General features: G+C 72.3%; 19 protein-coding genes. 13 read left to right on the top strand and 6 right to left on the bottom strand.

What is annotated here, in order from left to right; translation table 11 throughout:
* Nucleotides 1-278: 278 nt before the first annotated feature.
* From QQ657_RS07325 to QQ657_RS07300, 6 genes are read left to right on the top strand one after another with little or no spacing between them, the layout of a single operon-like run.
* Nucleotides 279-1,847: an acyl-CoA synthetase gene (locus tag QQ657_RS07325; RefSeq protein WP_284741315.1), complete on the top strand. Its 1,569-nt coding sequence runs from the start codon at nt 279-281 to the stop codon at nt 1,845-1,847.
* Nucleotides 1,844-2,620, top strand: a complete 777-nt coding sequence (locus QQ657_RS07320; RefSeq protein WP_284741314.1) for a crotonase/enoyl-CoA hydratase family protein — start codon at nt 1,844-1,846, stop codon at nt 2,618-2,620. The genes QQ657_RS07325 and QQ657_RS07320 overlap by 4 nt, the downstream gene beginning before the upstream one ends.
* A complete protein-coding gene (locus tag QQ657_RS07315; protein ID WP_284741313.1) occupies nt 2,617-4,596 on the top strand; it encodes an acetoacetate--CoA ligase in 1,980 nt (659 codons plus the stop codon). Before QQ657_RS07320 ends, QQ657_RS07315 begins: the two co-directional genes overlap by 4 nt.
* The gene (locus tag QQ657_RS07310; protein ID WP_284741312.1) at nt 4,593-5,486 is read left to right on the top strand and encodes a 3-hydroxyacyl-CoA dehydrogenase NAD-binding domain-containing protein; all 894 of its coding nucleotides are present in this window, start codon (nt 4,593-4,595) and stop codon (nt 5,484-5,486) included. The genes QQ657_RS07315 and QQ657_RS07310 overlap by 4 nt, the downstream gene beginning before the upstream one ends.
* A gap of 13 nt (nt 5,487-5,499) precedes the next feature.
* Entirely contained in the window at nt 5,500-6,366 is an 867-nt protein-coding gene (gene couO / locus QQ657_RS07305; RefSeq protein WP_284741311.1) for a 4-hydroxyphenyl-beta-ketoacyl-CoA hydrolase, read from the top strand.
* A 55-nt stretch (nt 6,367-6,421) separates the two neighbouring features.
* Entirely contained in the window at nt 6,422-6,631 is a 210-nt protein-coding gene (locus tag QQ657_RS07300) for a DUF2188 domain-containing protein (protein ID WP_284741310.1), read from the top strand.
* Nucleotides 6,632-6,746: 115 nt separating this feature from the next.
* On the opposite strand, the gene QQ657_RS07295 is transcribed toward QQ657_RS07300, so the two are convergent.
* On the bottom strand, nt 6,747-7,463 hold the full coding sequence (locus QQ657_RS07295) for an ATP-binding protein (protein WP_284741629.1): 717 nt from the start codon (nt 7,461-7,463) through the stop codon (nt 6,747-6,749).
* A 145-nt stretch (nt 7,464-7,608) separates the two neighbouring features.
* Between QQ657_RS07295 and QQ657_RS07290 the strand changes: the two genes are divergently transcribed.
* Nucleotides 7,609-8,301, top strand: coding sequence for an HAD family hydrolase (locus QQ657_RS07290; protein ID WP_284741309.1), 693 nt, complete (start codon nt 7,609-7,611; stop codon nt 8,299-8,301).
* Here the strand turns inward: QQ657_RS07290 and QQ657_RS07285 are convergent.
* Together QQ657_RS07285 and QQ657_RS07280 are read right to left on the bottom strand one after the other, a co-directional pair.
* Nucleotides 8,255-8,872, bottom strand: a complete 618-nt coding sequence (locus QQ657_RS07285) for a class I SAM-dependent methyltransferase (RefSeq protein ID WP_284741308.1) — start codon at nt 8,870-8,872, stop codon at nt 8,255-8,257. The two genes, QQ657_RS07290 and QQ657_RS07285, sit on opposite strands and share 47 nt — an antisense overlap.
* A 55-nt stretch (nt 8,873-8,927) precedes the next feature.
* Complete coding sequence (locus QQ657_RS07280; protein ID WP_284741307.1) at nt 8,928-9,401, bottom strand: carboxymuconolactone decarboxylase family protein; 474 nt, start codon at nt 9,399-9,401, stop codon at nt 8,928-8,930.
* Nucleotides 9,402-9,544: 143 nt separating this feature from the next.
* Between QQ657_RS07280 and QQ657_RS07275 the strand changes: the two genes are divergently transcribed.
* On the top strand, nt 9,545-10,423 hold the full coding sequence (locus QQ657_RS07275; RefSeq protein WP_284741306.1) for an RNA polymerase sigma-70 factor: 879 nt from the start codon (nt 9,545-9,547) through the stop codon (nt 10,421-10,423).
* Between the two features lies 1 nt (nt 10,424).
* Here the strand turns inward: QQ657_RS07275 and QQ657_RS07270 are convergent, their stop codons facing one another.
* From QQ657_RS07270 to QQ657_RS07260, 3 genes are all read right to left on the bottom strand, one after another.
* Nucleotides 10,425-11,561 carry a WD40 repeat domain-containing protein gene (locus QQ657_RS07270; RefSeq protein ID WP_284741305.1) on the bottom strand — a complete coding sequence of 379 codons (1,137 nt, stop codon included), beginning with the start codon at nt 11,559-11,561 and terminating at the stop codon, nt 10,425-10,427.
* Nucleotides 11,562-11,570: 9 nt separating this feature from the next.
* Nucleotides 11,571-11,837 (bottom strand): hypothetical protein, encoded by a 267-nt coding sequence (locus QQ657_RS07265; protein ID WP_284741304.1) that lies wholly within the window; start codon nt 11,835-11,837, stop codon nt 11,571-11,573.
* A gap of 230 nt (nt 11,838-12,067) precedes the next feature.
* Nucleotides 12,068-12,772: an alpha/beta fold hydrolase gene (locus tag QQ657_RS07260; RefSeq protein ID WP_284741303.1), complete on the bottom strand. Its 705-nt coding sequence runs from the start codon at nt 12,770-12,772 to the stop codon at nt 12,068-12,070.
* A gap of 122 nt (nt 12,773-12,894) precedes the next feature.
* On the opposite strand from QQ657_RS07260, the gene QQ657_RS07255 reads away from it, so the two are divergent.
* From QQ657_RS07255 to QQ657_RS07235, 5 genes are all read left to right on the top strand, one after another.
* Nucleotides 12,895-13,452, top strand: coding sequence for a TetR/AcrR family transcriptional regulator (locus QQ657_RS07255; protein ID WP_284741302.1), 558 nt, complete (start codon nt 12,895-12,897; stop codon nt 13,450-13,452).
* Nucleotides 13,453-13,769: 317 nt separating this feature from the next.
* Complete coding sequence (locus QQ657_RS07250) at nt 13,770-15,335, top strand: FUSC family protein (protein WP_284741301.1); 1,566 nt, start codon at nt 13,770-13,772, stop codon at nt 15,333-15,335.
* A gap of 43 nt (nt 15,336-15,378) precedes the next feature.
* Nucleotides 15,379-17,352, top strand: a complete 1,974-nt coding sequence (gene ligD / locus QQ657_RS07245) for a DNA ligase D (protein ID WP_284741300.1) — start codon at nt 15,379-15,381, stop codon at nt 17,350-17,352.
* A 245-nt stretch (nt 17,353-17,597) separates the two neighbouring features.
* Nucleotides 17,598-18,449, top strand: coding sequence for a geranyl diphosphate 2-C-methyltransferase (locus tag QQ657_RS07240; protein ID WP_284741299.1), 852 nt, complete (start codon nt 17,598-17,600; stop codon nt 18,447-18,449).
* Nucleotides 18,450-18,474: 25 nt separating this feature from the next.
* On the top strand, nt 18,475-19,590 hold the full coding sequence (locus QQ657_RS07235; RefSeq protein ID WP_284741298.1) for a family 2 encapsulin nanocompartment cargo protein terpene cyclase: 1,116 nt from the start codon (nt 18,475-18,477) through the stop codon (nt 19,588-19,590).
* Nucleotides 19,591-19,716: the final 126 nt, after the last annotated feature.

Raw genomic sequence — 19,716 nt, 5'->3', positions numbered from 1 at the left:
CGTGTCGAGCGGTGTCCACTGCCCGCTCGAACGCCGGCAAGTCGGGGGAGGGCGGCTGGCTCTGAACCGCACCCTGCCAGCGTAGTGCTTGATCCAAACGGCGCAACCCCGCCAACGGCCGAAATGCCACTCCCCCACTGTCCGCCAAAAGCGCGTCTTCCCGGCGTCCGTACCAAAATCCGGCACTCGCGGCCCTCGCTCTTGACAGCCCGGGCGGGTGACAGTCATGCTCGATGACGTCTCAGGGTTCCTGATATAGACCACGGGAGGTACCCGGCGTGCCCCGATCGCCGCACGGACCGGCCGACTTCGGCCTCGGCAGCTGGCCCGCGCGCCGGGCCCGGATCTCCCCCGGGCGCACCGCGCTCGTCCAGCCCGGACGCACGCGCACCTACGCCGAGCTCGCCGAACGCGTCGAACGGCTGGCCGGCGCGCTCGCCCGGCTCGGCGTGCGCCCAGGCGACCGCGTTGCCTACCTCGGTGTCAACGACGTCACCGTCTTCGAGACGCTCTTCGCCACCACCCGCCTCGGCGCGCTCTTCGTGCCGCTCAACTACCGGCTCTCCCCCACCGAGATCCGCTACATGCTGGCCGACAGCGGCGCTTCGGTGCTGGTGCACAGCCCGGACACCGACGACCTCCTGACCGGGCCGCCGCTGCCGGAGACCCTCCGGCACGTCGTCGCGACGGACCCGGCGTCGTGCCCGGCGGGCGGGCTCGGCTACGAAGCGGAACTGGCCGCCGCCGGCGACCCGCCGTCCACCGAAGTCCGGCTCGACGATCCCTGCGTGCTGCTCTACACCTCCGGCACCACCGGCCGGCCGAAGGCGGCGGTGCTGACCCACGGGAACCTCACCTGGAACACCGTCAACCAGCTCGCCCACCTCGACGTCCTGGGCACCGACAAGGCGCTGTGCATCGCGCCGCTGTTCCACTGCGTCGGGCTGGGCCAGATCACGCTGCCGACGCTGTTCAAGGGCGGCAGCGTGGAACCGGTGGCGAAGGTCGACCCGGGCGCGATCCTCGGCCGGATCGGCGAAGCCGGGATCACGAGCTTCTCCGCGGTCCCCACCATGCTGGAGATGCTGTGCCGCCACGAGTCCTGGGACCGCACGGACCTGAGTTCGCTGACGTGCGTGCTCTACGGCGGCTCGCCGGTCGCCGAGCGCGTTGCCCGCGCGTGGCTCGACCGCGGTGTGAGACTCCTTCAGGGCTACGGCATGACCGAAGCTTCGCCAGGCGTCTCGATGGCCACCCACGAAGGCACCCTTGACCACCCCGTCGCCGCGGGCGTGCCGCACTTCTTCACCGACGTGGCCGGCCTCGGCCCGGACCTCACTCCCGAGCCGCTCGGTGAGACGCCCGCCGAGCTGCTGGTGCGCGGCCCGCACGTGTTCGGCGGCTACTGGAACCGGCCCGAAGAGTCGAAGGCGAGCTTCGTCGAGGACGACTGGTTCCGCACCGGCGACGTCGTCCGCGTCGAGGACGACGGCTGGGCCCACGTCGTCGACCGCGTCAAGGACATGATCATTTCCGGCGGCGAGAACGTCTACCCCGCCGAAATCGAGGCGGTCGCGGCCCGGCTCGACGAGGTCGACGCGTGCGCCGTCGTGGGCGTGGCCGACGAGCGCTGGGGCGAGGTCGGCGCCGCCTTCGTCGTCCGCCGCGCCGGGGCCGACCTCGGCGAAGCCGCCTTCCGCGCCCACCTCGAACGGCACCTCGCCCGCTACAAGGTGCCCAAGTACGTGCAGTTCACCGAAGCCCTGCCGGTCAACGCCACCGGCAAGATCCGCCGCGTCGAGCTCCGCGCGCGAGCCGCCGCGTCCTTCCCGAACGGACCCGCATGACGACCCCCCTCCTGCCCCCGTCGCTGCACCTGGAGCTGCTCGACGAAGTCGCCGTACTGCGGCTGGCCCGCCCCGAGAAGCGCAACGCCCTCGACGACGCCACCGTGCTCGGCCTCGAAACGTTCTTCGGCGCCCCGCCGCGCGGGGTCAAGGCCGTCGTGCTCGACGCCGTGGGCGAGCACTTCTCCGCCGGGCTCGACCTTTCCGAGCTCACCGAGCGCGACGCGTTCGAAGGCCTGGAGCACTCGATGATGTGGCACCGCGCCTTCGAGCGGCTCGAACGCGGGCGCGTCCCGGTCGTCGCCGTGCTCCGGGGCGCGGTCGTCGGCGGCGGCCTGGAGCTCGCGGCGGCCGCGCACATCCGCGTCGCCGAGCCCTCGGCGTTCTACGCGCTGCCGGAGGGCCAGCGCGGGCTGTTCGTCGGCGGCGGCGCGTCGGTGCGGGTGCCGCGGCTGATCGGCGTGCACCGGATGGCCGACATGATGCTCACCGGCCGCGTCCTCGACGCCGACGAAGGCCACGCCGCCGGGCTGTCGCACTACCGCGCCGACAACGGCTTCGAGCACGCGCTCGGCCTGGCCCGCAAGATCGCCGAAAACTCCCCGATCACGAACTTCGCCGTCCTGCAGGCCCTTCCCCGCATCGCCGAGGCCAACCCGGCCGAGGGCTACCTGATGGAGTCGCTGATGTCCGCGGTGGCGAGCGGCAGCGCCGAAGCCAAGGAACGGATGCAGGCGTTCCTCGACAAGCGCGCCGGGAAGGTCGGCCGATGATCCTGCGCCCGGTCGCGCCCGACGCCCGCGAAACCACCGAGATCGGCCGGTTCCTGGCGTGGCTGGCCGACCGTGGCCACGCCTTCGACGACTACGCCGCGCTGCACCGCTGGTCGGTGACCGACCTCGACGGCTTCTGGTCGTCGGTCAAGGACTTCTTCGGCGTCCACTTCCACTCCCCCGCTTCGGCTGTCGTGCCGGACCGGCGGATGCCCGGCACCGAGTGGTTCCCCGGCGCGACCCTCAACTACGCCGAGCACGCCCTCGGCGGCCCCGCGGACGACGTCGCCGTCATCGCGTACTCCCAGACCCGCGAACGCACCGAGCTGACGTGGGCCGCGCTGCGCGACCAGGTCGCGAGGGCCCGCGCGGGGCTCGCCCGGCTCGGCGTCGGGCGCGGCGACCGCGTCGTCGCCTACCTGCCGAACATCCCGGAAACCGTGGTCGCCTACCTGGCCACCGCGAGCCTCGGCGCGATCTGGGCGTCCTGCGCGCCCGAGTTCGGCGCCCGTTCGGTGGTCGACCGGTTCGGCCAGATCGAGCCGCGGGTGCTGCTGACCGTGGCCGGGTACCGCTACGGCGCCAAGGACGTCGACCGCCGCGCCGAGGTCGCCGAGATCCGCGCCGGCCTGCCGACCGTCGAGCACGTCGTCCACGTCCCCTACGGCGACCACGACCTCCCCGACACGCTCGCCTGGAGCGACCTGCTCACCGAGAGCAGTGACATCCGGGCCTTCGGCCCGAGCCGGGGGCTCCGCCACCCGGAACCCCCGAAGGCGTGCGTGCCCGGGTTCGAGCCGGTCGGCTTCGCGCACCCGCTGTGCGTGCTGTTCTCCTCCGGCACCACCGGCAAGCCGAAGGCGATCGTGCACGGCCACGGCGGGATCCTCCTCGAACACCTGAAGAACCACGGCCTCAGCTGGGACCTGCGCCCGGGCGACCGGATCCTGTGGTTCTCCACGACCGCCTGGATGATGTGGAACGCGCTCGTGTCGGGACTGCTCACCGGCGCGTCGATCGTGCTCGTCGACGGCAACCCGCTGCACCCCGACCTGGCGTGGCAGTGGCGGCTCGCCGCCGAAACCCGCGCGACGCTGATGGGCGCCAGCCCCGGATTCCTGATGGCGTGCCGGAAGGCGGGCCTCGACCCGGCCGCGTCGTTCGACCTGACCGCGCTCCGGCAGATCGGCGCGGCGGGCAGCCCGCTGCCGGCCGAGGGCTACCACTGGGTGCGCGACGTCTTCGGCGCGGGAGTGCTGCTCAACGTCGGCAGCGGCGGCACCGACGTCTGCAGCGGGATCGTCCAGGGCGGCCCGCTGCAGCCCGTGCTCGCCGGCGAGATCTCCGGACCGTGCCTCGGGGTCGACGCCAAGGCGTTCGACGTCGACGGCACCACCGTGGTCGGCGAGCTGGGCGAGCTCGTCATCACCGCGCCGATGCCGTCCATGCCGGTCGGGTTCTGGGGCGACGACACCGGTTCGCGCTACCGGGACACGTACTTCTCGGCCTACCCCGGCATCTGGCGGCACGGCGACTGGATCCGGTTCGGCCCCGAGGGGAGCTGCGTCATCGCCGGGCGCTCGGACGCGACCCTCAACCGCGGCGGCGTCCGGCTCGGCACCGCCGAGTTCTACGCCGTCGTCGAGGAGTTGCCCGAGATCGACGACTCGCTCGTCGTGCACCTCGAAGACCCCGCCGGCGGCAATGGCGACCTCCGCCTCTACGTCGTTCTCCGGGACGGCGCCTTGGACGCGCCGCTGCGCGAGAAGATCGCGACGGCGTTGAAGAGCGCGCTGTCGCCGCGGCACGTGCCGGACACGATCACTGCCGTCCCGGTGATCCCCCGCAACCGCACCGGGAAGAAACTGGAGCTGCCCGTGAAGAAACTCCTGCTCGGTGCCCGGGCCGACGACGTCGTCGGCAAGGACGTCCTGGCCGACCCCACCGCGCTCGACCACTTCCGGGCACGCGCATGAGCACCGTCGCGGTCGTCGGCACGGGCGTGATCGGCGCGAGCTGGGCGGGGCTGTTCCTCGCCCACGGCCTCGACGTCGTCGCCACCGATCCGGCACCCGGCGCCGAAGAACGGTTGCGCAGTGCTCTCGAAGGCACGTCGACGGATCGGCTGCGGTTCGTCGCCGACGCCGGAGAAGCGGCCGCGGCGGCGGATTTCGTCCAGGAGAACGGTCCTGAGCGCGAGGACGTCAAGCACGCGCTGTTCGCCGTCCTCGACGAGGCCGCGCGGCCGGACGTGATCCTGGCGAGCAGCTCGTCCGGGCTGCTGCCCAGCGTCATCGCCCGCGGCTGCCCGCGCCATCCCGAGCGGGTCGTCATCGGGCACCCGTTCAACCCGCCGCACCTGATCCCGCTCGTCGAGGTCGTGCCCGGCCGCGACACCGCGCCCGAGGTCGTCGACCGGGCCGTGGCGTTCTACACCTCGGTCGGGAAGCGGCCGATCCGGTTGTCGCGCGAAGTGCCCGGCCACATCGCGAACCGGCTCCAGGCCGCGCTGTGGCAGGAGGCGTATTCGCTGGTGGAACGCGGGGTCGCGACGGTCGCCGACATCGACACGGCGATCGCGTACGGGCCGGGGCTGCGCTGGGCCGTGCTCGGCCCGTTCCTGAACCAGCACCTCTCCGGCGGCGCGGGCGGGCTCGCGCACGTCCTGGCGCACCTCGGCCCGCCCACCGAAGAGTGGTGGCGCGACCTCGGCCGCGTCCACCTGACCCCCGAGCTGGCCGAAAAGCTCGTCGCCGGGGTCGACGCCGAACGGGCCGGCACCGACGACCGTGCCCTCGTCGCCGCCCGCGACGCCGTCCTGCACCGCCTGCTGGCCGCCAAGGCCGCGCAGCCCGACCTGCCCTGAACCGGGAGCTCCCGTGGATCTTTCCGCACTGACCGCCATCGACGTCCACACCCACGTCGAGCAGGACGGGCACGGCTGCTTCGCCCTCGACCAGGAGCTTCTGGACGCGTCGGCGAAGTACTTCCGCGCCGATCAGGACCGCACGCCGACGGTGACCGCGATCGCCGAGCACTACCGGGCGCGGAACATGGCCGCCGTCGTCTTCACCGTCGAGGCGCCGGCCGCGACCGGGCACCCCGCGCTCTCGAGCGAGGAGATCGCCGACGCGGCCGCCGAGCACGCGGACGTGCTCATCCCGTTCGGCTCGGTCGACCCGCACGCGGGCAAGGCCGCCGTGCGCCGCGCGCGGGCGCTGGTCGCCGAGCACGGTGTGCGCGGCTTCAAGTTCCACCCCAGCCTGCAGGCGTTCGAACCGAACGACGTCCGCCACTACCCGCTGTACGAGGCCATCCAGGAGCTGGGCGTGCCGGCGCTGTTCCACACCGGGCAGACCGGGATCGGCGCCGGGCTGCCGGGCGGGCACGGCATCAAGCTGCGGTACTCGAACCCGATGCTGCTCGACGACGTCGCCGCCGACTTCCCGGGGCTGACGATCATCCTGGCGCACCCGTCGGTGCCGTGGCAGGACGAGGCGATCTCGGTCGCGACGCACAAGGCGAACGTGTACATCGACCTGTCCGGCTGGTCGCCGAAGTACTTCCCGCCGCAGCTGGTCCGCGCGGCGAACTCGCTGCTCAAGCGCAAGGTGCTGTTCGGCTCGGACTTCCCGGTGATCACCCCCGACCGCTGGCTCGCCGACTTCGCCGCCCTCGATCTCAAGGACGAGGTGCGGCCGCTGATCCTCAAGGACAACGCCGTCCGGGTGCTCGGCCTGGCCTGAACGTTTGTCCGGCGCGTCCCCGGGAATACCGCCGGTGACTCCGGGAGGGGGCGCCATGGCCGAGGGTGACGTGCACACTTACTTCGAGGACGGGCTCTGGAAGAACCGCGTCGAAGGCGGGCGGCGGGCGTCGAACACGTCTCCGCGCCGGACCGACGCCGTGCTGTCCGGCCGGCTGATCGCGAAGAAGCGGCGCGTCGGGCACGTGGTCCACACGCCCGAGGGCGACGTCGAATCCGAACGCGACTTCCGGCGTCCACAGTAGACGAAGACCCGCCCCCGCTCGGCGAAGGCTGGGGGTGTACCTGCGAGCGGAGGCGGGAGCCTGTATCCGTTACAACGCAGGGGAAACGCGGGTGTTCCCGGACGTGACGCGGGCCTCAGCGCCGGCGCAGCACGGCCCACACGGTCTTGCCGCCGGACCGGCACCGGCTGCTCCCCCAGGTCTTCGCGACCTTGGCGACCATCCGCAGCCCGAGCCCCGCCTCGATCGGATCGAGCCCTTCGCGGACCACCGCTTGGCGCGGGCTTTCGTCGGCCACCTCGACGGTCAGCTTCCCGCGGCGCAGCTCCATCGCCAGCCGCGGCACCGAGTCCGTGTGCCGCAACACGTTCTCGACGAACTCGGTCGCGATCAGCTCCGCGTCCTCGGCCAGCTCGGGCACCTGCCACTGGTCGCAGGCCCCGCGGACGAACCCGCGAGCGCGAGCCGACGTCCGGGCCGGCACCCGCCCGGCACGCCGGCGTTCCGGGCGTTTCAGCGCGGCTTCCGCCGAGCGGGCGTCCGGGTACACCGGCACGGCCTGGCCGGCCAGCAGCGCGCGCTGGTCGTCCCGCCCGGTGACGAGCGCGAAGGGAATGGCCGGCCAATCGCCGATCCGCAGCGCGACCAGCGCGAAGACCCCGACGAGCGCCGGATCGGCGAGTTCGAGGTGCTGGATGTCGACGAGCAGGCCGTCGGGCGATTCCGCCGCGAAGGCCAGCAGACCGTCTTTGAGGAGTGGCCGGGTGGTCTGATCGAGCACACCGTCGACGGCCGCCGTCGTCGTCGCACCGTAGCGGGGAACGATCCGCACCGAGCTGTGCCGGGCGAGCACGGCGAACACCTCCTTGGTCGACCGGAACCGGCCGAACAATAGGGATAGCCGGTCCGGGACCGCTCAAACCCCGGGTGTACGCCGGCCCACGCCCGGGTACTCGCCGATCCGGCACGGGAAGGAGCCCACCATCGCCACCGCGGTCTTGTTCGACGTCGACGGCACGCTCGTCGATTCCAACTACCTGCACGTCCACGCCTGGCGGCGGGCGTTCCACACGCTGGACCGGCCCGTCGACTCCTGGCGCGTGCACCGCGCGCTCGGCAAGGGGTCCGGCAAGCTGCTGAGCACGCTCCTGGGAGACGAGGACGCCAAGCGCGTCGGCGACGAGGTGAAGAAGCTGCACAGCCGCTTCTACCTGGAGACGGCCGAGCTGCTGCGGCCGTTCGACCACGCCCCGGAGCTGATCCGGGCCTTGGCCGCGAAAGGCGTGCGAGTCGTTCTTGCGACGTCGGCCGGTCCCGACGAGCTGGACGAGCTGCGCCGGGTCCTCGGCGTGGACGACGTGGTGCGGGACATCGTCGCCGGGCACGACGTCGAGGCGACCAAGCCAGACCCCGAACCGGTGCTCGTGGCGCTGGAGAAGGCCGGCACGGCCCCGGAAGACACGATCTTCGTCGGCGACGCCGTCTGGGACGTGCGAGCCGCCACGAAGGCCGGCGTGCGCACGATCTCTGTGCTCTCAGGCGGGGTCGGTGCGGCGGAACTGGAAGAGGCAGGCGCCATCGCGATCTACGACGACGTCGCGGCCCTGCTGGCCGACTTCGAGAAGAGCCCCTTGGCCGAGCTGTTCAGCCGGCCTTCCGGGCCACCAGCCGTTCGACCAGCCCCAGCTTGAACCGCTCCCGCCGCTCGATCGGCAGCCCGAGCGCCTCCACGAGCTTCAACGGCCGCCGCCGGAAGTGCTCGCCCGCCAACGGGACGCTGGCCAGCTCCACCAGCCACTGCGCGGCGCGCACCACGAACGACGAGCCGGCCACGTGGTCGACCAGGATCAGCCGCCCGCCGGGACGCAGGACGCGCGCCATCTCGCCCACCGCCGTCGCGGGGTCCGGGATCGCGCAGAGGCCGAACGTGCACACCACCGTGTCGAACGCCGCCTCGGCGAACGGCAGCTCGTGCGCGCTGCCCTGCCGCAAGGTGACCGCGCGGCCGAGGTCGCCGGCTCGTGAACGCGCGAGCTCGAGCATCCCGGAGCTCAGGTCGAGCCCGGTGAGCGTCACCCCGTCGGGGTACCAGGACAGGTTGAGCCCGGTGCCGACGGCGACCTCCAGCACCTCGCCGGTGGCCTGCCCGCACGCCCACTCCCGCGAGTCCCCGAAGAGGCGGCGGTCCCAGACGCCCATCTCCGCGTCGTAGGTCGCCGACTTGCGGTCCCAGTACCGGTTCCACCGCTCCGCCTTGCCCATGCCTCCAGCGAAGCACGAACCGGCCCGGGAGCGCGCGCTCCCGGGCCGGAACTCCTCAGCCGAACATGCCGGGCTCGTACGACCCGCCCTTCTGGTGCAGGATCACCGCGAGCCGGTTGGCCGAGTTCATCTGGGCCACGAGCGCGACCAGCGCGGCGGTCCGCTCGTCGTCGTAGTGCTTGCGGACGCGGTCCCAGGTGTCGTCGGAGACGCCGGGATGGGCGTCGGCGATCCGGGTGCCCTCCTCGGCCAGCGCCAGCGCGGCCTGCTCGGCCTCGCTGAACACCGTGGCCTCGCGCCAGGCGGCGACCAGGTTGATCCGCACCGCGGACTCCCCGGCCGCGGCCAGCTCCTTGGTGTGGATGTCGACGCACCAGCCGCAGCCGTTGATCTGGCTGACGCGCAGCGACACCAGCTCCTGCGTGACCTTCGGCAGCGCCGACTGGATGATCGCCAGGCTCGCGGTGCCGAACCGCTTGGCGAACTTGGCGCCGACTTCGGTGCCGGTCAGGGCGAAACGGGGTTCCATGGTTCCTCTTTCGGGTTCGCGGAACGGACGACCACGAGATGCCGGACCACCCCCGCCCCGTGACAGTGACGACGGTCACGGTCACACGAAGGCCCCGAAGAGCATCTGGTGGGAAACTCCGCGAGACCGAAAGAGGAGCCACCATGGCCGACCCCGCCACCGAGGCGTTCCTCGCGCACCGGAACCTGCTGTTCACCGTCGCGTACCAAATGCTCGGCTCGGCCGCCGACGCCGAGGACGTCCTGCAGGAGACCTGGCTGCGCTGGGCGGGCGTGGACCTGGCCACCGTGCGCGACGAGCGCGCGTACCTGGTCCGGATCACCACGCGCCTGGCGCTGATGAGGCTGCGGACGCGTGCCCGGCGCCGGGAGTCCTACGTCGGCCCGTGGCTACCCGAGCCGCTGCTGACCGCGCCCGACGTCGCGGAGGACGTCGAGCTGGCCGACAGCGTCTCGATGGCGATGCTGCTGGTGCTGGAGACGCTGACGCCGGCCGAGCGCGCGGTGTTCGTGCTGCGCGAAGTGTTCGACCTGGGTTACGACGAGATCGCCGAAGCCGTCGGCAAGAACCCGGCCGCGGTCCGCCAGATCGCCCACCGCGCCCGGTCCCACGTGGCGGCGCGACGGCCGCGCGGCGACGTCTCCCCCGCCACGTCCCGCGACGCGCTGGCGGCGTTCCGGCGTGCGGTCGAGACGGGCGATCTCCAGCACCTGCTGGACATCCTGGCCCCGGACGTGGTGTTCCTGGGCGACGGCGGCGGGGTCGTGCAGGCGGTGCTGGAACCGGTCGTGGGCGCTGCCGACGTGGCTCGCCTGCTGGCGGCCGGCTTGGGCAACTTCGCCGACGGGACGCTGGCGGCGGCCCAGGTCAACGGCTACCCCGCGTTGCTGCTGCGCCGCGACGGCGAGGTCGACACCGTGCTGGCGGTGCGCATCGACGACGGGCTCATCACGGGTCTGTACGCGGTACGCAACCCCGAGAAGCTGTCGCGGCTGGACGAGGAGACGCCCCTGCGGCGCTGAGTCACTCGGCCCTGTCGCGCCTCGCGGTGTTGATGGCCGCCTGCAGCCGTAGCCACGCCGGATCCCCGGACTCCGCGGTGGTGACCTCGGCGAGGTCCTCGGCGTCCCAGTCCCGGGTCCCGTCGGTGCGGACGAAGTCCGTCTCGCCCTCGGGCACCGCGGTGGTGGCGGCCAGGAACTCCGCCACCACCCCCGCGTCCGGCTCGGCGGTCGGCACTGCCAGGAAGACGATCTCGGCACCGGCGGCGGCGACCAGCTCGCCCGGCGCCGCGGTGGCGAGCGAGGTCACCGGGCCGTCGGACAGTTCGTGCTCGACGGCGTCCTGGCCGTCGACGTCGAGTTCGACGAGGGTGCCCCGCGGGGTTCCGATCCAGAGCCGGGTCGCGAAGGCGATGTTGTGCCGCGACCAGGACTCCTCGTCCTCCGAGCTGAGGGTGGTCGCCAGGACGCGCCGAAGCGAGGGGAACTCGAACACCTCGAGGGAGTCCTCGTAGGCGTTGCCCCGGATCGCGAAGTGCCGCCCGTCCGCGCTGAAGACCGGGGTTCGGTAGCCGTCGGCGTCGAGGACGAGGGCCCGGTCGTGGAGTCCCGCGCCGGGCTCGGCGAAGAGCACGAGGGAAGCGCCCTGGTCGCTGCGGAGCGTGGCCGCCAGACCACCGGCGGGGTGGACCGCGACCCCGGTGTCCCACAGCGGCGCGGACTCGACGGTTCCCGAAGCGAGGTCGAGGACGTCGGACCGCTCCCACACCAGGAACTCGTAGCGTGCCGACGGTGACGCCCACAGAGCGCCACCGTCCGGGCCGAACGCCAGGTTCCGGTACTCCGCGCCGGCCGGGACGTCCACTGTGGACGTCCCGGCCGGTGTCCACCGCGAGGTCCCTTCTTCGTTCGCCACCACGAGCAGCGGCTCCTCCGGATGCCAGGCCGCCGCGGGCGTCCGCCGGCGCCGCGTCCACGAGCGGGCCGGATCGTAGGCAGGCGCCCCGCCGATCGCGGCGAGCTCGCCGCCCTCACGGTCCAGCACGTGGACCGCGGGGCGACCGGCGTCGAAGCAGGCGAGCAGGGGCAACCGGGGGTGGGGCAGCACGCGTTCGACCGGGAACCCGGCCGGCACCCGCGCGATCGTCTCGAAGGTCACCCGGCCAACTTAGCCGTGCTTCTCCTTGAGGTCCTTCGCTTTCACGCCGACCAGGAGGACGACCACGGCGAGCAGCACGATCCCCGCGCTGATCACCAGCCCCAGCGAAAGGCTCCCGGTCGCCTCTTGGATGAAGCCCAGCAGGGACGGCGACGCCGCGGCCGCGAACGAGCCCATCGACGTCACCACCGCGATCCCCGTCGCTGCCGTGTGCTCGCTCAGGTAGATCGACGGGATCGAAGCGGCCTGACCCGCGGGCGCCCGGGTACGTCGCACTCCGCACGGCTTTGGGCTCGGGCGACCCGCGTCGCCTGGCTCAGCGCCAGGCGCGAGCTGGACCGCGCGGGCCGCACCCGCACCGGCCCGGTTCTCCTCAGCCGCCGCCCAACTCGCTCTGGCCGTGCCGGCGTTGCTGGGCTGATTCTCCACCGTCGCCGGCAGCGGGGCAGCCCATGGCACAGCTTCGCCGTGCGGACCGGGACAGGCCCGGTCCGCACCGGCCAAGCTCACTCCGTGGCGTCGGCCGCCGCCGTGATCACCTCGGCCACCGTCTCCGGCTGCGAGACCGCTACCGCGTGCGAAGCGTCGATCCGCCGGACCGTCGAAGACGCGCGCTCGGCCATGAACTCCTGTGCTGCCGCCGGGATTGCGTTGTCCTGGTTGGCGATCAGCGTCCACGACGGGAGCTTCGTCCACGCCGGCGTGCCCTCGAACGGGGCCGCCAGTGCCTCCTGCGCGACCGGCCGCTGGGTCACCGCCAGGATTGCGGCCGTCTCCGCCGGGACGTCGGCCGCGAAGACCTCGGCGAAGTCCGACGGCTTGATCGACAGCTCGGGCACCTCGTCGTGGACGAGCACGTTCGTGGTCTCCGGGCCGAGCTTCGCGCCCGGGTAGCGGCCGGACAGCTCGAAGACGCTCTCGCCCGCGTCGGGCTGGAACGCCGCGATGTAGACCAACGCTCGGACGTTTGGCGTCTCGGTGGCCGCGCGGGTGATCAGCGCGCCGCCGTAGGAGTGGCCGGCGAGGACGACCGGGCCTTCGACGTTCTTGACCACGTCCGCGACGTACGCCGCGTCGGACTCGACGCCGCGCAGCGGGTTCGCCACCGCGACGACCGGGAAGCCCTGCTCCCGCAGCTTCGCGACGACGCCGGTCCAGCTCGACGAGTCGGCGAAAGCGCCGTGGACCAGGACGATGGTGGGCTTGCTCATGGCTGGCTCCTCAGAGAGAACGACTGGTCTTTCTGTCTTCACACTCTGGCCACTCGGAGACGCCGTGGCAATGTGACGTAGCCGATCTGGCAGAACGACCAGTCTTTCTCTATGCTCGCGGGATGAAGACCGCCGAGGTGCACCCGAAGGACCGGTTGCTGGCGACCGCGTCCCGGCTCTTCTACGCGGAGGGCATCCACGCGGTCGGAGTGGAACGCCTGGTCGGCGAGGCGTCCGTGACGCGGGCGACGTTCTACCGGCACTACCCCACGAAGGACGACTTGGTGGCGGCGTACCTCGCGGAGACGAGCCGGCAGATCCGGGTGGCGGTCGACGCGGCCCGCGCGGGCAAGCCGCCTCGCGAAGCGCTGGCGTCGGCACTGGCGGTGGTGGGCGACGCGACGTGCGGCGAGGATTTCCGCGGCTGTCAGTTCCTCAACGCGGCGGCGGAGTACCCCGACGCGGAGTCCCAGGTCCGCCGCGTGATCGACGACCACCGCCAGTGGTTCTTCGAGGTCCTCCGCAGCGAGGCGGCGGCACTGGGCCACCCGGAGCCGAACCACGCGGCCAGGGTCCTGGTCCTCCTCCGCGACGGCGCCCTGCACGGCGGAGAGCTGGACGACGCGGAGACGGTGCGGGCAACCCTCCAGCGCGCGGTCGAAGACTTCTTCCCCGCCTGAGCGAACCCGCGACCGGCCGGCCCGGGAAGACAGCCGAAGTCCGTGAATGGAGGCTCGAAGTCCCTCGATGTGCCAGCCACGGACCGCGGACCGGACCTCCGCGAGCCGAACTTCGACGAGCTGACCGAGCTCGCCCGGCATCCCGCTGCCGCCACGCGGCGGCCTCTCCCCAGCTCACCTCACGGTGGCCGGGCTCCCCAGCCCGCCATCACCGCAACAGACCCCCGGCCGCTCCCGAACTCACCCCGCCGCGACCAAGCTCACCACCGAGCTTCCCCACCCGGACCGCCATCCCTGCCCGTGCTGGAATGACAGCCGTGCCGTCCGAACTGCCCGAAGAGCCGCTCCCCCGCGTCGTCCGGTCGCGGGCCCTGCTCTTCGCCCTGCCCGCCGCCGGGCGCCGGTGGAGCGCCGGGCTCCGGGCCGCCGCCGCGGTCGCGATTCCCGGTGCCGCGGCAGTCCTCGCCGGGCACGCCGACGTCGCCCTCTTCGTCACCTTCGGCGCCTTCGCCGTCCTCTACGGCGAAGGCCGCCCCTACCGCGCCCGCGCCCAGGTCGTCCTCACCGCCGCCGCCATGCTCCTGCTCGCGGCCGGAGTCGGCACGGCCGTCGGAAGCGCCGGAACCAAAGCGGCCGTCATAGTCGTGGTCACCGCGGTCGCCATCGTCGCCGTCTACGTCGTCGACGCCCTGCGCCTCGGACCACCCGGTGCCCTCTTCGCCGCCCTCGTCTGCAGCGGCGCCCTGGTCGCTACCGAAGCGGGCGCCGATCCCGCGGCCCTGCTCGGCTGCACCGCGCTCGGCGGCGCGTCCTCCGTCATCGTGTCGATGGTCGGGCGGAGCAAGCCGGAACGCCTTGCCGTGCAGAAAGCGATCAAGGCGGTCGACGCGGCGACCGGAACCGCCGGCGCGGAAGCACGCCACGCAGCCGGTTCGGCGATCTCTGCGGCCTGGAACGCGGTCCACGACGCCCGCCAGGGCCCGGGATCCGAACTCGCCACGACACTCATCGCCGCCCACCGGCGCTTCGCGGACGCGACCGGAGACGAAACCGACACGCTGCCCCTCCCCCGCCCCGGCGTCGGCTACCGGCTGCGGCGGTCGGCGTCCCTCCGCTCCCACGCCACCGTGACCGCCCTGCGCGTGGGCGCCACTTGCGTACTCGCCGGGAGCCTCAGCGCGTCCCTCGGCCTGACGCGCCCGCACTGGGCGATCCTCAGCGCGCTCGTCGTCCTGCAGCAGGGCACCGACCGGGTCCACGCGAACGTCCGCGGCCTGCAGCGCTTCGCCGGGACCGCCGTCGGCCTCGGGGTGTTCGCCGGGCTGTCCCTGCTCGAACCCGCCGGTCTCGTGCTGGTCGCCGCGGTCGCCGTGCTCCAGTTCTGCATCGAGCTGTTCGTCCCGCGCAACTACGCGGTGGCCGTCGTGTTCATCACGCCGGTGGCGCTGCTGGCCGGCGGCGCCGCGGCGGCCGGCCCGGTCGGCCCGGTCATCCGCGACCGCCTGGTGGAGACCCTGATCGGCGTCGCGCTCGCGGTGCTCTCGCAGTACCTGCTCGCCCCGAACGCGCACCGCGAGACGTTTCGCTGGACCGAATCCCGCGTCCGCGCCGCGGCCCGGACCCTGCTCACGCACGGCCCGGCGGCGACGGCCCACCGGCGCGACCTCCAGTTCGAGCTGGAGGGCGCGACCCGGGCCGCGATCGACTCGGCCCACAACGACCTCGCCTGGACCCGGCGGCACTGGCCCGCGCACGCGAAGCTCGTCCACCTCGGCTACGACCTGCTCGCGGCCTGCTGGGCGACCGCACCGGGCGCGCCGCTCGCGGATACCTGGGAGCCGGCCTTCAAAGACCCTTCACCTGCGGAAACCGAGCAGAACTAGGCCGAACGGGTTACCGTCTGACGAGCACAGACGGAGGTCCGGCATGGCTGCTCACGACGCTTCCCGTGTCCCGGCGTGGGTCGAGCCGATGCTGGCCAAGGCCGACGGCGGCCGGCTGCGCAGCGGCGCCGAGTGGGCGTACGAGTACAAACTGGACGGCTACCGCGCCGCCATGCGGATCGCCCCGGACGGCACCACCGTGCTCACCAGCCGCAACAACATCGACTTCACCGCCGAGTTCGCCGACCTGGCCGGCGTCCTCGACCTCGGCGGGCAGGCCGCCCACCTCGACGGCGAGGTCGTCGTCTACGGCGACGACGGCCGGATCGACTTCGAGCTCATGCAGGAACGCCGTGGCCGCTGGGTCCGGCACCAGAGCGCCCCGAAGACCGTGAAGTTCGACGACGTCCCGGTCCGCTTCCTCGCCTTCGACCTCCTGCAGCTGGGCGAGCGCAACCTCCTCAAGGAGCCGTACGACGAACGCCGCCGCCTGCTGGCCGGCCTGCCGATGCCCGATCCCTATCGCGTCTCGGTGGTCCGCGCCGTCACCTTCGACGAGCTCGCCGCCGACCGTCGCACGCCGGCGGACTTCCTGGCCCACGCCGCGTCCGCGGGCTACGAAGGCGTCGTCGCGAAGCTGCGCCGCTCCGCCTACTCGCCCGGACAGCGGCCGGACTCCTGGCTCAAGCACCCGCTGATCCGCACCCAGGAGGTCATCGTCTGCGGCTGGCGGCCCGGGCAGCGCAGCTTCACCGGCACCCTCGGCGGTCTCCTGCTCGGCGCGCACGACCCCGTCACCGGCGACCTCGTCTACATCGGCGACGTCGGCACCGGCTTCAGCCAGGCCGCACGTGCCGATCTGATGGCGCAGCTCCAGCCGCTCGAACGCCGCGCCCACCCGTTCGTGACGACGCCACCGCGCGAGGACACCGTCCGTGCCCGCTGGGTCGAACCCCGGCTCGTCGGCGAGATCGTCTACCGCCAGTTCACCCGCGCCGGGCGCGTCCGCCACACCGCGTGGCGCGGGCTGCGGGCGGACAAGAAGCCCGACGACGTCCTCGCCCCGCGCGCCGGCACCCCGGAACCGGTCGCGCCGCCGGCTCCCGAGCCCCTCGGGCGGAAGATCTTCGTGCAGGCCGGAAACCGGCAGCTCACCTTGTCCAATTTGGACAAAGTGCTGTACCCGGCGGACGGGTTCACCAAGGGCGAGGTGATCAACTACTACTCGCGGATCGCGCCGATCCTGCTGCCGCACCTCGCCGGCCGCCCGGTGACGTTCATCCGCTACCCCGACGGGGTCGTCGGCGAGAAGTGGTTCGGGAAGAACGTTCCCCAGGGCGCCCCGTCGTGGCTGCGCATGGTCCGGCTGCCCAGTACCGGTTCCCGCGGCAGCGGCGACACCATCGACTACCCGCTCCTCGACGACCTCCCGGCCCTGGTCTGGGCGGCCAACATCGCGGCCCTCGAACTTCATGTTCCACAGTGGACAGTGGACGCCGAGACCAGGCAGCCACCCGACCGCTTGGTGTTCGACCTCGATCCCGGGCCGGGGACGTCGGTCGTCGACTGCGCCCGCGTCGCCGAACGTCTCCACGACACCCTGGCCGCCGACGGGCTGACGCCGTACGCGAAGACCTCCGGGTCCAAGGGAATGCAGCTGTACTGCGGCATCCGGACCGAAGACGCGTCGGCGCCGTCGGCCTACGCCAAGCGGCTCGCGCAGCAGCTCGCGCGGGAGACGCCGGACTCGGTGACCGCGCTGATGGCCAAGGCGCAGCGCGCCGGCCGGGTCTTCATCGACTGGAGCCAGAACAACCCGGCGAAGACGACGATCGCGCCCTACTCGCTGCGCGGCCGCGACCACCCGACCGTGTCGACGCCGGTCACGTGGGACGAGGTCCGCGCCTGCCGGCACGTGAACCACCTGACGTTCACCGCCGACGAGGTCCTGGATCGCGTCGGCGAGTACGGTGACCTGCTCGCCGGGCTCGACGAGAACCGCGCGCCACTCCCCTAGAACACCGACGGTCGCATCCCGTCATCCCAACGAGTTGCACAGGGTCCCGAAAGAGGCCGACGACTCCACCGTGGACCACCCCGCGCAGAGGTGCCGCTGGGCCAGACGGGCAACGCCCGGCCAGCGCGAGTGAAGCTCCTTGTCCCCGCGAATCTTTCCTCGCTAGCGTCGGTGGCGAGGGGACGATGCCGGGCGCCCGGTGTGTTTCCTTGCCCGCCAAGGAAAAACGAACGAGGAGTTTCTCGATGACGGCTCTCGACCAGCCCGTGACCCGCACCGCGTACCAGCAGTCGGTCGCCGACTACTGGAACGCGGAAAAGGATCCGGTGAACCTCCGGCTGGGCGATGTCGACGGTCTCTACCACCACCACTACGGCCTCGGCGACTACGACCCGGCCGTCCTCGACACCCCCGAAGACCGGCGCGACCAGGCGATCATCGACGAGATGCACCGCCTCGAAACCGCACAGGCCGACGTCCTCCTCGACCACCTCGGCCCGATCGGGCCCGGCGACCGGCTGCTCGACGCCGGCTGCGGCCGCGGCGGCACGAGCGTCATGGCCCACCAGCGCTTCGGCTGCCAGGTCGACGGGATCTCCATCTCCGAGCAGCAGGTCGGGTTCGCCAACGAGCACGTCCGGCAGCGCGGGATCGACGGCTCGGTGCGCTACCACCTGCGCAACATGCTCGACACCGGCTTCGAATCCGGCGTGTTCCAGGGCATCTGGAACAACGAGAGCACGATGTACGTCGACCTGCACGAGCTGTTCGCCGAGCACGCGCGGCAGCTCAAGCCCGGCGGCCGGTACGTGACCATCACCGGCTGCTACAACGACGTGACCGGCGGCCGGTCGCGCGCGGTCAGCCAGATCGACCAGCACTACATCTGCAACATCCACGCCCGCGGCGACTACTTCAAGGCCATGGCGGACAACGGTTTCGTCCCGATCAACGTCGTCGACCTGACGGCCGCGACGATCCCGTACTGGGAGCTGCGGGAGCGGTCCTCGGTCGCCACCGGGGTCGAGAAGCCGTTCCTGACCGCCTACCGCGAAGGCAGCTTCCACTACCTGCTCATCGCCGCCGACCGCGTCTGAGGCGGGCGTGCCGAGGGAGAGCACCATGACGACCGGGACCACGTGTCCACAGTGGACCACCGGGGGTGCCGCGAGCCTGCTCGCGGGCCCGTTCGGCCTCGGCACGGCCGCGGCGCGGATCGCGACCCAGTTCGCGCCGTCGCCCGGGCAGGATCCGGCCTACGCGTACCTGCCGTGGGGTGACGGCAGCGCGACGCCGTTGTACTGCCCGGTCGTGGGCCGCGTCGACGACGCTCTCGCCGGGGAAGTCGACCGGCGGCTGGTCGCGTGGGCCGGGGACTGCGGGTTCACCGGCGAAGGCCTCGACCAGATCGCCCACGCCGGGTTCGGCAGGCTGGTGATGCTCGCCCACCCCGACTGCGACGACCCGGACCGGCTGCTCGTCGCCGCGCAGCTGAACGCGGTCTGGTGGGCGGCGGACGACTTCTACGCCGACGACAGCGCGCTGGGCGCGGCGCCGACCGAACTGCCGCCACGCCTGGCGCTCGTCATGGCGGCCATGGACCCGGTCGCGCCGGCCGGGGAGTTCTCGGCGCCCCTCGACGAAGCGCTGCGGGCCGACCCGATCCTCGTCGGGCTGCACTCGGCGGTCGGCCACCTGGGCCGGCACGGCTCCCCGGTGCTCGTGCAGCGGGTCTGCTACTCGACGTTCGCGATGTTCGTCAGCTGGGACGCCTATGCGGCGTGGCGCCACACCGGCCGCTACCCGCCCGCGTGGGAGTACCTGGCGGCCCGCCAGCACGACAGCTTCTACACGTCGATGACCCTCGTCGACGCCGTCGGCGGCTACGAACTGGCCGCGCCGTACTACTACGACCCGCGCGTGCGGGAGGCGATGATGCGGGCCGGGACGGCGTCGGTGCTGGTCAACGACCTGCACTCGGTCGCCAAGGATGCCGCCGACGAGAAGCCGGTCTGCAACATGGTCCTGCAGATCGCCGCGGACCGGGGCTGCTCGGTCGAGGAGGCGGTCGAGGCCACCGTCGAGCTGCACAACAAGATCGTCCACGAGTTCGAGGACGGCCACCGGGAGCTGATGGCGGTGCCGTCGCCGGAGCTGCAGCGGTTCCTCGTGGGTGTCCGTTCCTGGATGGGCGGCGGCTTCACCTGGCACGCCACCAACCCTCGCTACCAATCCTGACCTACGAACTGATTAGGTGGTTCTCGCTGTGACTGTCACCGACCCGGTGGACTCCGACCAGGCCCCGCTGAGCCTCGGACGGGCCGCCGCCCGCACCCTGGCCACGACGACCAAGTCGGTCCCCCA

Origin of the sequence: Amycolatopsis ponsaeliensis, from assembly GCF_030182635.1 — a bacterium.
GTDB classification, from domain to species: Bacteria; Actinomycetota; Actinomycetes; order Mycobacteriales; family Pseudonocardiaceae; genus Amycolatopsis; species Amycolatopsis ponsaeliensis.
The sequence above is the reverse complement of the archived record's forward strand: the minus strand, read 5'-3'. Positions and strand labels throughout refer to the sequence as shown.

Bases quoted from the DNA above. Each gene is read 5' to 3' on its own strand.
- QQ657_RS07275 (WP_284741306.1), top strand. From the start codon at position 9,545: ATGGCCGACCCCGCCACCGAGGCGTTCCTCGCGCACCGGAACCTGCTG.
- QQ657_RS07315 (WP_284741313.1), top strand. From the start codon at position 2,617: ATGATCCTGCGCCCGGTCGCGCCCGACGCCCGCGAAACCACCGAGATC.
- QQ657_RS07285 (WP_284741308.1), bottom strand. From the start codon at position 8,872: ATGGGCAAGGCGGAGCGGTGGAACCGGTACTGGGACCGCAAGTCGGCG.
- QQ657_RS07235 (WP_284741298.1), top strand. From the start codon at position 18,475: ATGACGACCGGGACCACGTGTCCACAGTGGACCACCGGGGGTGCCGCG.
- QQ657_RS07255 (WP_284741302.1), top strand. From the start codon at position 12,895: ATGAAGACCGCCGAGGTGCACCCGAAGGACCGGTTGCTGGCGACCGCG.
- QQ657_RS07300 (WP_284741310.1), top strand. From the start codon at position 6,422: ATGGCCGAGGGTGACGTGCACACTTACTTCGAGGACGGGCTCTGGAAG.
- QQ657_RS07320 (WP_284741314.1), top strand. From the start codon at position 1,844: ATGACGACCCCCCTCCTGCCCCCGTCGCTGCACCTGGAGCTGCTCGAC.
- QQ657_RS07260 (WP_284741303.1), bottom strand. From the start codon at position 12,772: ATGAGCAAGCCCACCATCGTCCTGGTCCACGGCGCTTTCGCCGACTCG.
- QQ657_RS07310 (WP_284741312.1), top strand. From the start codon at position 4,593: ATGAGCACCGTCGCGGTCGTCGGCACGGGCGTGATCGGCGCGAGCTGG.
- ligD (WP_284741300.1), top strand. From the start codon at position 15,379: ATGGCTGCTCACGACGCTTCCCGTGTCCCGGCGTGGGTCGAGCCGATG.
- QQ657_RS07280 (WP_284741307.1), bottom strand. From the start codon at position 9,401: ATGGAACCCCGTTTCGCCCTGACCGGCACCGAAGTCGGCGCCAAGTTC.
- QQ657_RS07240 (WP_284741299.1), top strand. From the start codon at position 17,598: ATGACGGCTCTCGACCAGCCCGTGACCCGCACCGCGTACCAGCAGTCG.